The organism is Nioella ostreopsis, assembly GCF_004000255.1.
In the GTDB taxonomy this organism is placed as follows: Bacteria; Pseudomonadota; Alphaproteobacteria; order Rhodobacterales; family Rhodobacteraceae; genus Nioella; species Nioella ostreopsis.
This window is the reverse complement of the sequence record NZ_RCIQ01000006.1, coordinates 49,791-62,990: the sequence shown is the minus strand read 5'-3', so window position 1 is coordinate 62,990 and position 13,200 is coordinate 49,791. Positions and strand designations below refer to the sequence as shown.

At 65.6% G+C, this 13,200-nt stretch carries 16 protein-coding genes; 10 read left to right on the top strand and 6 right to left on the bottom strand.

Annotation, left to right across the window (positions count from 1 at the left end):
* The first annotated feature begins 4 nt into the window (after positions 1 to 4).
* The 4 genes from EP237_RS08390 to EP237_RS08375 are packed head-to-tail and all read left to right on the top strand — an operon-like array spanning position 5 to position 3,798.
* Positions 5 to 1,360 carry an aminotransferase family protein gene (locus EP237_RS08390; RefSeq protein WP_127560067.1) on the top strand — a complete coding sequence of 452 codons (1,356 nt, stop codon included), beginning with the start codon at positions 5 to 7 and terminating at the stop codon, positions 1,358 to 1,360.
* Between the two features lie 6 nt (positions 1,361 to 1,366).
* Positions 1,367 to 2,293, top strand: a complete 927-nt coding sequence (gene kce / locus EP237_RS08385) for a 3,5-dioxohexanoate:acetyl-CoA acetone transferase (protein WP_127560065.1) — start codon at positions 1,367 to 1,369, stop codon at positions 2,291 to 2,293.
* Positions 2,294 to 2,296: 3 nt separating this feature from the next.
* A complete protein-coding gene (locus EP237_RS08380) occupies positions 2,297 to 2,779 on the top strand; it encodes a GNAT family N-acetyltransferase (protein WP_127560063.1) in 483 nt (160 codons plus the stop codon).
* Positions 2,776 to 3,798 (top strand): histone deacetylase family protein, encoded by a 1,023-nt coding sequence (locus EP237_RS08375; protein ID WP_127560061.1) that lies wholly within the window; start codon positions 2,776 to 2,778, stop codon positions 3,796 to 3,798. The genes EP237_RS08380 and EP237_RS08375 overlap by 4 nt, the downstream gene beginning before the upstream one ends.
* 2 nt (positions 3,799 to 3,800) lie before the next feature.
* On the opposite strand, the gene EP237_RS08370 is transcribed toward EP237_RS08375, so the two are convergent.
* The 3 genes from EP237_RS08370 to EP237_RS08360 all read right to left on the bottom strand — a co-directional run bounded on the left by EP237_RS08370 (position 3,801) and on the right by EP237_RS08360 (position 5,969).
* A complete protein-coding gene (locus EP237_RS08370; RefSeq protein ID WP_127560059.1) occupies positions 3,801 to 4,553 on the bottom strand; it encodes a sulfite exporter TauE/SafE family protein in 753 nt (250 codons plus the stop codon).
* 310 nt (positions 4,554 to 4,863) lie between these two features.
* Entirely contained in the window at positions 4,864 to 5,649 is a 786-nt protein-coding gene (locus EP237_RS08365) for an FG-GAP repeat domain-containing protein (RefSeq protein WP_127560057.1), read from the bottom strand.
* A complete protein-coding gene (locus EP237_RS08360; protein ID WP_127560055.1) occupies positions 5,649 to 5,969 on the bottom strand; it encodes a 2Fe-2S iron-sulfur cluster-binding protein in 321 nt (106 codons plus the stop codon). Before EP237_RS08360 ends, EP237_RS08365 begins: the two co-directional genes overlap by 1 nt.
* Positions 5,970 to 6,104: 135 nt before the next feature.
* On the opposite strand from EP237_RS08360, the gene EP237_RS08355 reads away from it, so the two are divergent.
* The 5 genes from EP237_RS08355 to EP237_RS08335 all read left to right on the top strand — a co-directional run bounded on the left by EP237_RS08355 (position 6,105) and on the right by EP237_RS08335 (position 9,881).
* A complete protein-coding gene (locus tag EP237_RS08355) occupies positions 6,105 to 6,473 on the top strand; it encodes an OB-fold nucleic acid binding domain-containing protein (RefSeq protein WP_127560053.1) in 369 nt (122 codons plus the stop codon).
* Positions 6,474 to 6,551: 78 nt separating this feature from the next.
* Positions 6,552 to 7,100: a peptidoglycan-binding domain-containing protein gene (locus tag EP237_RS08350; RefSeq protein WP_127560051.1), complete on the top strand. Its 549-nt coding sequence runs from the start codon at positions 6,552 to 6,554 to the stop codon at positions 7,098 to 7,100.
* Between the two features lie 60 nt (positions 7,101 to 7,160).
* Positions 7,161 to 7,826 carry a TetR/AcrR family transcriptional regulator gene (locus EP237_RS08345; protein WP_127560049.1) on the top strand — a complete coding sequence of 222 codons (666 nt, stop codon included), beginning with the start codon at positions 7,161 to 7,163 and terminating at the stop codon, positions 7,824 to 7,826.
* Positions 7,823 to 9,118 carry a phenylacetate--CoA ligase family protein gene (locus EP237_RS08340; RefSeq protein WP_127560047.1) on the top strand — a complete coding sequence of 432 codons (1,296 nt, stop codon included), beginning with the start codon at positions 7,823 to 7,825 and terminating at the stop codon, positions 9,116 to 9,118. Before EP237_RS08345 ends, EP237_RS08340 begins: the two co-directional genes overlap by 4 nt.
* 1 nt (position 9,119) lies before the next feature.
* Positions 9,120 to 9,881 carry an enoyl-CoA hydratase/isomerase family protein gene (locus EP237_RS08335; RefSeq protein ID WP_127560045.1) on the top strand — a complete coding sequence of 254 codons (762 nt, stop codon included), beginning with the start codon at positions 9,120 to 9,122 and terminating at the stop codon, positions 9,879 to 9,881.
* On the opposite strand, the gene EP237_RS08330 is transcribed toward EP237_RS08335, so the two are convergent.
* The gene (locus tag EP237_RS08330) at positions 9,878 to 10,354 is read right to left on the bottom strand and encodes an MAPEG family protein (RefSeq protein WP_127560043.1); all 477 of its coding nucleotides are present in this window, start codon (positions 10,352 to 10,354) and stop codon (positions 9,878 to 9,880) included. The two genes, EP237_RS08335 and EP237_RS08330, sit on opposite strands and share 4 nt — an antisense overlap.
* 87 nt (positions 10,355 to 10,441) lie before the next feature.
* Between EP237_RS08330 and EP237_RS08325 the strand changes: the two genes are divergently transcribed.
* Entirely contained in the window at positions 10,442 to 11,044 is a 603-nt protein-coding gene (locus EP237_RS08325; protein ID WP_127560041.1) for a TetR/AcrR family transcriptional regulator, read from the top strand.
* A 14-nt stretch (positions 11,045 to 11,058) separates the two neighbouring features.
* Here the strand turns inward: EP237_RS08325 and EP237_RS08320 are convergent, their stop codons facing one another.
* Together EP237_RS08320 and EP237_RS08315 are read right to left on the bottom strand one after the other, a co-directional pair.
* Positions 11,059 to 11,448, bottom strand: coding sequence for a nuclear transport factor 2 family protein (locus EP237_RS08320; RefSeq protein ID WP_127560039.1), 390 nt, complete (start codon positions 11,446 to 11,448; stop codon positions 11,059 to 11,061).
* 144 nt (positions 11,449 to 11,592) lie between these two features.
* Entirely contained in the window at positions 11,593 to 13,020 is a 1,428-nt protein-coding gene (locus EP237_RS08315; RefSeq protein ID WP_164744665.1) for a Do family serine endopeptidase, read from the bottom strand.
* Positions 13,021 to 13,200: the final 180 nt, after the last annotated feature.

Genomic DNA, 13,200 nt, shown 5'->3' with positions numbered 1-13,200 from the left:
CCCCATGACCGAAAGAGGCAAGAGCCACCTGTTCTACCAGGGTCGCGGCCGCAAGCCCGTTCTGGATCAGGCGCGCGGCGTCTACATGTGGGATACGGAGGGCAAGCGCTATCTCGACGGGTCTTCCGGCGCTATGGTCTGTAATATCGGCCATTCCAATGACAATGTGCTCGACGCCATGCGCCGCCAGATGGAACGGTCCACCTTCGGCTATCGGCTGCATTTCGAAACCGAAGCGTCGGAGGCTCTGGCCGCCAAGACGGCGGAACTGACACCAGAGGGGCTGGACCGGGTGTTCTTCGTCTCGGGCGGGTCAGAGGCCGTGGAAAGTGCCATGAAACTAGCGCGGCAATACGCGGTGGCAACGGGCGAGGCCAGCCGCTGGAAGGTGATCAGCCGCGCGCCCTGTTACCACGGCTGCACCCTGGGGGCTTTGGCGATCACCAGTTACACGCCTCTGACGAGGCCGTTCGAGCCGATGATGCAGCCGATGCCCAAGGTTCCGGCCCCGCGCGCCTATCTCGACGGGCTGGACCCGGAGGAGGAGGCGACCGGCCACCATTACGCCGACATGCTGGAGGCGAAGATCCTTGAGGAAGGCCCCGAAACCGTGCTGGCCTTCATCGTCGAACCGGTCGGCGGCGCCTCCACCGGCGCGCTTGTTCCGCCCGCAGGCTATATGGAGAGGGTGCGCGAGATCTGCACGCGCCATGGTGTGCTGCTGATCCTGGACGAGGTCATGACCGGCGCAGGGCGGACCGGCAAGTTCCTGGCGGGGGATCACTGGGGGATCACCCCCGATATCATCGTCATGTCAAAGGGGTATGCGGCGGGCTACGTGCCCCTCGGTGCCATGGTCGCCCATGAACGTCTGGTGGAACCGGTGCTGGACGATGGCGGGTTCCAGCACGGGTTTACCTATGCCGGCAACCCGCTGGCCTGTGCCGCAGGCGTGGCCGTGCTGTCGGAAATCGAGCGGCTCAACCTGTGTCACAATGCCGAGGTGATGGGCATGGGCCTGAAAGCGCGGCTCAAGGGGTTGATGGACCGTTACCCGATCATCGGCGATGTGCGCGGCAAGGGGCTGCTTCTGGCGTTTGAGTTCATGGCGGACCGCAGCACCAAAGCCCCCTTGCCGACCGACCTGCGCGCCTTCGACCGCTTCGTGCAGATCGCCTACGAGAATGGCCTTATTGTCTATTCCCGCCGCACCCGTGACGGGACCGAGGGCGACCATATCCTCGTCTGCCCGCCGATGATCGTGACGGAAACGCATCTGGATGAAATCACCCACATGCTTGACGCATCGCTCCGGCAGTTCATGGAGGAAATCCACCACAAGCTGCCGAAAACCGCCTGAGGCCCCATGTCCAAGATCATCATCACCTGCGCGGTTACGGGGTCGATCCACACCCCCTCCATGTCGCCCTACCTGCCTGTCACGGCAGAGGAAATCACCACGCAAGCCGTTGATGCGGCAGAAGCCGGGGCGTCTATCCTGCACCTCCATGCCCGCGATCCCAAGACCGGGCAGCCCTCTGCCGAGGTAGATCATTTCATGGGGTTCCTGCCGCGCATCAAGCAGGCCACCGACGCGGTTCTCAACATCTCCACCGGCGGCAGCGCGGTGATGACGCTCGATCAGCGCCTTGCCGCGCCGAAACGGGCGGAACCCGAGATGTGCAGCCTCAACATGGGCACGATGAATTTCGCGCTCTACCCCGCCGCCAACCGGATCAGCGAGTGGATACATGACTGGGAAGAGCCCTTCCTGCGCAATTCTGACGATCTGGTGTTCAAGAACACCCCCCGCGACATCGCCCGCATCCTGACCGAGATGGGCGAAGAGCGTGGCGCGCGGTTCGAGTTCGAATGCTATGACGTGAGCCACCTCTATATGCTCCGCCATTTCATGGATCGCGGGCTGGTGAAGGCGCCTGTCTTCGTCCAGTTCGTCTTCGGTGTGCTTGGCGGCATCGGCCCGGACCCGGAAAACCTGATGCATATGAAGCTGATCGCCGACAAGCTCTTCGGATCGGACTATGCCTTTTCGGTGCTGGCAGCCGGGCGTCACCAGATGCCGCTGATCACCATGGGGGCCACCATGGGCGGGCATGTGCGCGTCGGGCTGGAGGACAGTTTGATGATCGCGCGGGGACAGTTGGCCAAGTCGAACGCCGAACAGGTCGCCAAGATCCGTCGCATCGTCGAGCATCTGGGCCGAGAGGTCGCCACACCCGCCGAGGCCCGCGCGATGCTGGACCTCAAGGGCGCGGACCGGACGGCGATCTGAGCGATGGATGATGTGACGATCCGGCCCGTGGACACGGCCGACATACCGATGCTGGACACGGCGCTTCGCACGCTATCAGGCGATCTGGGTGATACGCATCGCGCGCATGTGGACGCGCTGCGACAGGCCGGGTTCGGCCCCTGCCCCGCGTTTCACGCGTTGCTCGCCCTGTCGGGGGACAGGGCGCGGGGCGTGGTGATGTTCTCGCCGGTCTTTTCTACGGTGCGGGGCATGCCGGGGCTCTATGTCTCCGATCTGTGGGTCTCTGACGCGGCGCGTGGCACAGGGCTCGGGCGGCGGTTGCTGGCGGCGGCCACGGCGCGGGCCGGGGCACTGTGGGGGGCGGGCTACCTGCGGCTCGATGTCTATGACAGCAGCCCGGAGGCCCTTGGATTCTACACGAAACTCGGCCTCGCCCCGTTGGAGGGACAGCGCACGCTGGCCCTGTCGGGCGCGGGGTTCGACAAACTGAAAGGTGAGGCATGAAAGCGGTTTTCGACAAGCGGCAATGGCGGCACGACCCCAAGCATTTCATGGCCAATGGGGCGATTCTGCCCAACCCCGAACAGCCCGCCCGGATCGACATCCTGAAAGCGGGAGCAGAGGCGGCGGGCTGCGTGTTCGAGGCACCGGGCGATGCCGGGCTCGGGCCGATTGCCGCCGTCCACACAGCGGAATACCTGACATTCCTGCGCCACATCTATCCCCGCTGGCAGCGCATCGAGGGCGCGGGCGAGGAGGTGATCCCGAACATCCACCCGGCGAACCGGACCGACGGCTACCCGAAATCCGCCGTGGGGCAGGCAGGCTACCACCAGGCCGACACCGCCTGCCCGATCGCGGAAGGCACCTGGGACGCCGCCTATTGGTCGGCGCAATCCGCCATCACCGGGGCCGATCTGATCGCAGGCGGGGAGCGCGCGGCCTACGTCTTGTCGCGCCCTCCGGGGCACCACGCCTTTGCCGATCTCGCGGGCGGGTTCTGCTTTCTCAACAATTCCGGCATCGCGGCAGAACGCCTGCGCGCCAAGGGGTTGCGCCCCGCGATCCTCGACGTGGACGTGCATCACGGCAATGGCACGCAAGGCATGTTCTACAGGCGCGGCGACGTGCTGACCGTGTCGATCCACGCCGACCCGGAGCGGTTCTACCCGTTCTTCTGGGGCCATGCGCAGGAACGCGGGGAAGGCGAGGGATTGGGGGCCAACCTGAACCTGCCGCTGCCGCGCGGCACGGGGGATGAGGCTTTTCTGAACACGCTGGATACGGCGATGGACCGGGTAGCTTGTTTCGGGGCCGATGTGATCGTCGTGGCGCTTGGTCTGGACGCCTATGAAGGCGATCCGTTTCAAGGGCTTGCCGTCTCCACACCGGGCTTCGCCCGCATCGGCGCGGCAATCGCGGCACTCGGACTTCCCGTTCTGTTCGTGCAGGAGGGCGGCTATATCTGCGACGGGTTGGGAGCGAACCTGACCAGCGTTCTGGGTGGCTTCCAGGAGGGCTGAGGTCAGCCCGCCAGCACTTCCCAGACGAGCTTGACCGACACCCCGGCCAGCGCGATTTCGACCAGCAGGAAAAAGACGCGCTCGGGCAGAAGGCGGGCGATCTTCGCGCCGCTCCAGGCTCCGGCCAGCGCGCAGGGGATCAGCCAGACCGCCTGCCCGACGCTGTCCCAGGTGATCTGGCCCGCGACGATATAGGGCGGGACTTTCAACAGGTTGACGGCCGAGAAGAAGATCGTGGTGGTGCCCAGATAGGTCAGCTTGTCGAGCCGCTGCGGCAGGACATAGGCCTGGTAGGGCGGGCCGCCCGCATGGCTGATATAGCTGGTCAGGCCCGAGAGCGCCCCCCAGATCAGTCCGCGCGGCATGTCGGCGGGTTTGGGCGGAAATTCCCGTTTCGAGACGCGCCGACGCAGCGAGTAAAGCAGGTAGGACATGGCGATCCCCGCCACCAGCAGCTTGATCGCGTCGCCCGGCACGTAGGAAACGGCAAGAAACCCCAGCCCGACCCCGCAGGCCCCGGCGGGCAGAAGGATCTTCAGGTTGCGGACCGAGAAGGCCTTGCGGAAGAGATAGACCGCATACATGTCCGTGGTGATGTAGATCGGCAGCAAAAGACCCGCCGCCAGCGCCGGATCCATGAACAGCGACAGAAGCGGCACCGAGAGGATCGCGATCATCGGAACGCCGCCCTTGGACAGCCCCATCAGGTAGGCCGCCAGCCCCGCCACGATCCAGAATTGTGCAACCTCGCCCATGGCCGTCGTCCTTTCCGTGCGGGCCCGGACTAGGGGGGATCGGGGCTGGCTGCAAGGGGCATCGGTGGTTTCGCCGTGGCTGCGCCACGTCGACCGGCGCGTCCGCTGACGCGGACGCGATGTCGGGGTTTGTCGCCTGTCACCGCCCGTACACCCTGCGTGCACCCCCCATACGCCCCCCGTGCAGACGAAATTGCGGTTTCGCCGCCTGCCGGCGTCAACCCGGTAGCGGCGCGCCAACCCCGGCCTCTGCTGTTGTGGCACGGGCGGGATGCCTCCGGCGGAGGTATTTGTTGCCAAGATGAAAGGGTCAGGAGCAGCTCAGGGCCGCGTCGAGCATCTGTGGTGACCAGGGGCCGAGATCGCGGGCGGTGAGGCCTGGACCGTCGAAGCGGGTGGCAATGAGGCGGGTCCAGTCGGTGTCCGCGGTCAGAAGCTCCGGGCCGCCATCGCAATCGCGGATGCCGGAGGATATGTGGCCCTCGCCGATGCGGTGATTGGTGAGGCCGGTGGCCGCCGCCACTTCGGTGAGCGATCCGTCCGCATAGCGCCAGATACGCAGGGTGCGGGCCAGATGCGGGCGGTCGATAAAGGCGATCTCCATCGCCCCGTCGCCATCGAGATCCGCCGCCCCGATGATGGCCAGCCAGCGATTGCTGCGGCCGATATAGGGGGTGGTGGCCGCGAGGATCAGATCCGTGCCGGTCCAGCGGTAGACGGCAAGCTGCGCGCCGAGCCTGTGATGGCTGCGGGCCACGATGACCTCATTGGTTCCATCCCCGTCGAGATCGGCGAGATGCGGGGCCACATCCTCGAAGACATGATCGGCACCGAGCGTCAGCGCGTGGCCGCAGAGCCCCTGATTGCCGAGGGCATCGACCCGGAGCGTTTCAGGCTCATGGCGTCGCCCCAGCACGAAATGGCGATAGCGCGTGACCGGGTCATCGAACCAGGCGCGCGCGATGGCGCCTTGCGTCGTGCCGTCAACGGTCACGCTGCCGGGATAGGCCGTGGTGCTGGCGAGATCGACCGTGCAGGCCCCTGCCCCGCCGGCCCAGATCGCAAGGGCCAGCGCATATGCCAGCCCCCGGATCATCAGATCTGCTTTTCGGGCATCCGCACGATCAGACCGTCGAGATCATCCGTGACCTTCAGCTGGCAGGTCAGGCGCGAATTCTCATCGGGTTCATAGGCGAATTCCAGCATGTCCTCTTCCATCGCGTCCATGGCGGGCAGCTTGTCTTTCCAGCTGGCATCCACATGCACGTGGCAGGTGGAGCAGGCGCAGGCGCCGCCACAATCGGCCTCGATGCCGGGGATGTTGTTGTCGCGCGCGCCTTCCATCACGGTCAGCCCGTTGGGAACATCAACGACATGCTCGGTGCCGCCGAACTCGATATAGGTGATCTTAGCCATGGTCAGCCTGTCCTCATTCACTTGTCGGGCCATTACGTAGCGATCCCATCCCGGCTTTGCCAGTCTGAATGCGTCACTTTTGCAAAGCGAATCCGTCAGCTTGCCGTGAGGCGTGAATGTTCTATATTTGTTTCCATGGAGCCCGATGTCCGCCCCCCCAACTGGCCACGCCCGCCCGTGGCCCTGCCGCATGCCTGGCTGACCCGGCCACCGCAGGGGGCCCGCGTCACCGTGGCGGGGCTGGTTCTGATCCGCCAGCGGCCCGGCACCGCGAACGGGGTGATCTTCCTGACGCTGGAGGATGAGACCGGCACCTGCAACGTCATCGTCTGGCGCAAGATCTATGACCGCTTCCGCCGGGCGGTGATCTCGGGCCGGCTCTTGCGGGTCACGGGGCGGGTGCAGCATGGCCATGGGGTGGTCAATGTGATCGCCGAGGAGGTGGAGGATATCTCGCCCATGCTGGATGCGCTTCTGACCCGGCCAGAGACGCGCGACGCCTGAGCGCTTTGCCTGCGCGCCAAAACCCTGTATCCTGACGCGAACAAGGCCCGAAACGGGGCCAGCAGAACAGGCATTTCGATGAAACCGACCTTTCCCTTGATCGCGGGCGTCCTGAGCCTTGCCGCCTGCGGACCGATGCCGGGGGCCGAAGTGGCCCGCCTGCTGGAACGCGACGGCACCATCGTGACGCGGGGCGAAGGGCCGGAGGATGCCCGCCCCGATGCCTGTTACGCGCAGGACGTGACGCCCGCCGTGATCGAGACCGTGACCGAACAGGTGATCGTCCAGCCGCCGGAGATTGCGACCGACGGCACCGTGCGCGCACCTGCGATCTTCCGCACCGACACGCGCCAGCGCATCGTGCAGGAACGTCAGGAGATCTGGTTCGAAACCCCCTGTGAGGCGCAAACCGACCCCGACTTCATCGCCACGCTGCAACGGGCGCTCGCCGCGCGCGGGCAGTATACAGGGCCGGTCACCGGCGTCATGGACCGGCGCACCGAACGGGCGATCCGGGAATTTCAGGAACCACAAGGGCTGGATTCGGGGGTTCTGTCCCTGGCGGGCGCAAGGCTGTTGGGGCTAGCGGTCTGGGATCCGGTGGCGGCACAGCGCCCCGAAAGCTAGGGGGCTCGATGCAAAGCGAAATCGCTTGACTCATTTTTGATTATGATATCATTTTCATAAATGACCCTGACTGCCCCTGCCCCCGACCGCCCCCCCGAAAGCGCCCGTTTTGGCGATGCGCTGATCCATGGAACGCGCACGGCACCAAAGGCAGAGCGCACCCGCGCCAGGCTGCAATCTGCCATCTGCGTGCTTCTGGACGAAACCGCGCCCGCCGATCTGAAAGTGGCCGATATCGCCCGCGCGGCGGGCAGCGCCCATGGCACGTTCTACACCTATTTCCCCGACATCCGGGCCGCCCTGGCCGAGACGCTGACCGGCTTCGTGGGCTTTCTGCAAGCGCAGATGCGCGACGCCGCGCGGGCGGGAGAGACGCAAGAGGACCGGGCGCGGCAGGCAACGGCGGCCTATGTGCGGCTTTTCGAGGAGAACCGGGGTCTCATGCGCTGTCTCGTGACGCGGATGGAGCCCTTCCCCGAGGCCAGCGCCGCCTTCGAGCGTCTGAACCGCGAATGGACCGAAACCGTGGTCGCCGCCTGGGTCCGGCGCAGCGATGCGCCGCGCGATGAACTGCTGCGCCGCGCCCATGCGCTTGGCGGGATGGTCGATCAATACCTGATCATGCTGCATTTCGGATCGGACTCCGATCTGGCCCGCATCAGCCGGGACCGGGCAGCGGTGATTGAGACCCTTTCCCATATCTGGCAACAAGGAATGAGCGGATGAGCCTGATCGACGGGGCCGAATTCCAACCGGCAGAGGCATTGCTGCCCGCGCAGCAGGAGGCGTGGGCCGTGCAGCGCGCCCATGTGGCGGAGAATTCCGCCTTCTACAGGGCACTCTGGGACGGGGCTGAACCGCCCGCCGACCTGCGCGACTTGCCCGCGCTGCCCCTGTCGGACAAGGCCGGGCTGCGGCTGTCTCAGGCCGCCCACCCGCCCTTCGGCGACTACCTCGCCGCGCAGCGCAGCGCCGCCAACCGGCTGCACCGGACCTCGGGCACCACGGGGCAGGCGATGAACCTTGCTATGTCGGCGCGCGATTCTGCCATCACGGGCACCGTCGGCGGGCGCTGCCAGTCCTCCGCCGGGCTGACGCCCGATCACACGGTGGTGCATTGCCTGAACTACCAGATGTGGATGGGCGGCGTGACCGATCACATGACGCTGGAGGCGACGGGTGCCCTGGTCGTGCCCTTCGGCGTGGGATCGACTGACCTTCTGATCCGCACCATCCAGGAGGTCGGCATCAACGCAATCTCCTGCACGCCCTCCTACCCCGCCGTTCTGGAACGGGTGCTGGAGGGGATGGGGATGCGCCCGCGCGATCTTGGCCTGAAGCTGGGGCTGTTCGGCGGCGAACCGGGGCTGGATGATCCGGCGCTCAGAGATCGCATCCGCGAGACATGGGGGATGGAGCCGCGCAACGCCAATTACGGTGTGTCCGACGTCTTCTCCAACTTCGCCGCGCAATGCGAACATGACACGCGGCTGCATTACATGGCGGCCGATGTGCTTTGGCCCGAACTCATCGACCCCGAAACGGAAGAACCGCTGCCCATCAAGGCGGGCGTCGAAGGCGAACTGGTGCTGACCCATCTGGCCCGCGATTGCCAGCCGCTGGTGCGCTTCCGCACCGGCGACATCATCGCCATAGACGAGACCGACCCTTGCTCATGCGGGCGCCACGGCTTCCGCTTCCGGGTGGTGGGGCGCAGTGATGACATGGTGGTGGTGCGGGGGCTGAACCTCTTCCCCACCATGGTCGCGGCGGTGCTGAGCGGGATCGGCGCCCTGTCGGGCGACTACCGCATCGTGCTGAACGCCCCGCCGCCCTATGACGCCCTGCCAATCACGGTGGAACTGGCGAAGGGACGCGATGCGAACGACGCGCTGAAGGCCGAGGTCGAGGCCGCGATGAAGCGCAACCTCGGGGCCACCGCGCGTGTCACGCTGGTGCCCCATGGCACCTTCCCGGTGACGGAAGGCAAGACCAAGCGCGTGCTGAGGGAGTATTGAGATGACCGGCTTCACCTATGACACGGTGCGGAGCGATCTTGTAGAAGATGGCGTGCGGCGGATTGCCCTCAATCGCCCCGAGAGGCTGAATGCCATGAACCCCGCGCTGATCCGCGACGTGGCCCGCGCCTTCGACGAAGCCAATGCCTGCCGAGACACGCGGGCCATCATCTTCACCGGCGAGGGCCGCGCGTTCTGCGCGGGCGATGACCGGCAGGACCATTCCCACCCCGAAAGCGAGGCCGAGGCGCGCGCGCTTGTCGAACTGATCCAGGCCGCCACGCGGGCGATCTGCCTCGGGCCGAAACCCGTCGTGGGCGCGATCAACGGATGGGCCGTGGGCGGCGGGTTCGAATGGGCCATCAACTGCGACTTCCCGATCTGGGGGGAAAGCGCCAGGGGGTTCTTCCCCGAAGTTTCGCTTAACCTCTTCGTCACCGGGGCGGTGACGACGCTGCTGCCCAATCTGGTGGGACTGAACAAGGCGCGCGAGATGCTGTTCTTCGGGGAGCAATACGGCGCGGCGGAGTTGCAGGAGCTTGGCGTCGCCTGGCGCGTTGTGGCCGATGCGGCGCTGGCGGATGAGGCGTTGAGCGTCGCACGCAAGCTCGCCGCGCTGCCGGTCCTGTCCGCGCGGGCGATGAAGCGGGTGCTCTACGCCGCCGCCGTGCCCGACCTGCACCGGGCGCTGGCACTGGAAACCGAGGCGACCGTGGCGGGGTTCCTCGACCCCGAAACCACGCGGCTGCTCAAGGAATTCTAGGTCACTACCGTCCACAGCACCTGCCCGCCCATCCAGATCACGATAAGCGAGCCGATAGTGTAGAAACTGGCGCGGATTTCATGCGAGCGCGCTGTTGCGTAGGCCCAGAAATGGCCCGCCCGCGCGATGAGGAAGCCGTAGAACAGCCCCTGCGCCAGCCCCGGCGCGGGGTCGACCAGCACGAAGAGGAACCCCGCCACCCAGAAGGCCGGGATGTTTTCGAGGTCATTTCTGTGCATCCGGCGCGACCGGTCGACATAGTCGTCACGCTCCAGCTGCGCCGGGTCCGGCGCGGGGTTCAGCAGACCCTTCGCCGCATCCTCCGGGCTGACCAGCCCCCGGCCCGAGCGCATCATCCGCCAGACCGTCATCCAGCCCTGCCCCATAACCTTCAGCACCATCACGGCGGCGGCAATCACATAGGCGGTGAAGACCGGGTTATCCCAGGTCAGAAGCTCCTGAATGCTGGTCATCTTCGATGTTCTCCCTGTCCTGGCTTGACGTTCCGTGCGGCGTCCCGCAGTTTACCTACCAATGGTAAGTTTGCAAGCACAGCGCCCATGACCCGTTCCGGAACCGGCGACCAGATCCTGGAGATTGCCCGCGACCTGCTGGCCAAGGGCGGGCTTGGGGCGGTCTCGTTCGACGCGATTGCGGCACGGCTCGGGCGATCGAAACAGGCGGTGCTCTACTGGTATCCGACCAAGCCGGACCTGCTGGCAGCGCTGTTCCTGCCGTGGTTGGAGGAGGAGGCAACACGGGCCGAGGACGCCCTGAAAGCCGCAGAGGACACCGCCATCGCCATCGCCAGTTTCGTGCGGGCCATCGCGGCGTTTCACCTCTCGGATCTGCCCCGGTTTCGCGCCATGTACCTGCTGCCACAGACCCTGACCCGCAGCGCCGAGGACCCGCGTAACAAAGAGGTTCTGGACAAGGTCCACACCATCACCGACCGGCTATACGGCGCACTGGCCGCACATCTGGGCCCAGACCCCGTTGCGGCGCGGCAAGAGGCCTTTGCCGTGCATTCCGCCGTGCTTGGGCTGGTCCTGATGACAGGGCTGGCCGAGGGCGTGCGCGATCCTCTCAAGCACGGGCATGACGATCTGGTGGACGCCCTGATCGCGCGGCTGACCCCAAAGGACCCCGTGCCTCAGGGATGATGCATAGGGGCGACCTAGCCCGCCGCCTGGCGCGCGTACTCCTCGGCATCGAACCAGCCGCGGGAAGCCGCGACCTTCAGGTCTTCATTCAACTCCCACTCTTCCCATCCCCTGACGTGGAGGGGATTGCCGGTTCCGGCATCATGGCCGGTAAAGCTCCAGACAAAAATCGCGTGGTTTCCGGAGACCCGCAGATCATCGCAGGTCAGGGTCAGGTCCGGTACATCTGCGTAAAAGCCAGCCGCCATGTCCTGAACACGGGAGCGCCCAGTCCACGGGTCGCCGCGATTGATGATGATCTCACCATCCTCTGCATAGAATGACGCAACGGCCTCTGCTGATTTGGAATTCCAGGCTGCTGTGTATTGCGCAGCCATCTCGGCCACTGCCTTTGGGTCAATCATCGCCCCACTCCCCATGTGAAAGATATCCGACAAAGGTGACATGACGGGAAAGCTCTGTCCAAGATTTCATGGATCTGGCACAGAAAAACCCCGCCGGATGCATTCCGGCGGGGCCTTGCCCTGGCATGACACAGGGGCTTTTGCTTACTTGTCGATCGGCAGCGCCACGAAACGCGGGGTTCCATCGCGGCGGATCAGCAGCAGGATCGAGTTCTGCCCTGCTTCGTCGGCCTCATCCACGCGGGCCTGGAAACCCGCGACATCGGTGACCGGCTGCTGGCCAACCTCGGTGATCACGTCACCGGGTTCCAGCCCGCGTTCCGCGGCCTCCGAGTCCGGCTCCACCGCTTCGACCAGCAGACCATCCTGAACGCCATTGGCCTCGCGGGCCTCATCGGTCAGGGGGGCCAGCGTCAGGCCGAGGATCTCGGAGGACGGCATCACCTCGGCACCGGGCGCATCCGGGAAAGCCTCGGATTCGGCGGTTTCGCGGCGACCAAGCGTCACCAGCAGGGTCTGCGTCGCGCCATCGCGGTAGACCACGACACGCACGGTTTCACCGACGCCCGAGGCACCGACAACGCGCACCAACTCGCGGGTGTCATCCACTTCGACGCCGTCGAAGGTGGTGATGACATCGCCCACTTCCATCCCGGCTGCGCGCGCGGGGCCTTCGGGCACATCCGTGACCAGGGCACCGGTCACAATGTCCAGCCCCAGGCCTTCTGCGATTTCTGCCGTAACGTCCTGAATGCGCACGCCAAGCCAGCCCCGGCGGGTTTCACCGAATTCCTGCAACTGGTTCACGACCCCGGCCACGACATTCGACGCCATCGAGAAGCCGATGCCGATCGAGCCGCCATTGGGGCTGAGGATTGCAGTATTCACGCCCACGACCTCACCGGCCATGTTGAACAGCGGCCCGCCCGAGTTGCCCCGGTTGATCGCCGCATCGGTCTGGATGAAGTCGTCATACGTGCCGGACAGCGCCCGTTCGCGCGCCGACACGATGCCGACGGAGACGGAGAAGCCCTGGCCGAGCGGGTTGCCCACGGCCATGACCCAATCGCCCACGCGCATCACGTCGCTGTCGCCGAAGGGCACGAAGGTCAGCGGGGCTGCGGGTTCGACTTTTAGCACCGCGATATCGGTGTTGGGGTCGGTGCCAATGACGGTGGCAGGCAGTTCGCTGCCATCGCGGAATTCCACCATGATCTCGTCTGCGCCTTCGATCACGTGGTTATTGGTCACGATGAACCCGTCCTCGGAGATCACGAACCCCGAGCCGAGCGCATTGGGGCGGCGCGGCGCGGGGCCATTGGGCATGCCCGGCATCTGGCGGTCGAGGAAGTCATTGAAGAAATCCTCCAGCGGTGATCCGGGGGGCACTTGCGGCCCCGGTCCGGTGCCGGATGCGACAAGGTTGGTGGTGGTGATGTTGACCACCGCGTCGCCCACTTCGTCGACCAGATCGGCAAAGCTGGACGGACCCGCCACCTGGGCACGGCCCGGCAGCGTGGAAGAGGCAATGGCGGCCAGCGCCATTGCGATGATCAGTAGAAGGGTCGTCATGGGAATTGCCGCGGAACGGCTTCGCGGTAGGGCCCGCGCGACGGCCTGGCGATGTGTGGTTTGCATGGTCACTCTCGATTTCCTCCGGTCAAACCAGTTTAGGCTGTCCCTGCCCTCTGATGACAGAAGATATTTGCCCGAAGCGGGAGTCAATCAACCAATGCCTCGGCATTTCCGGTC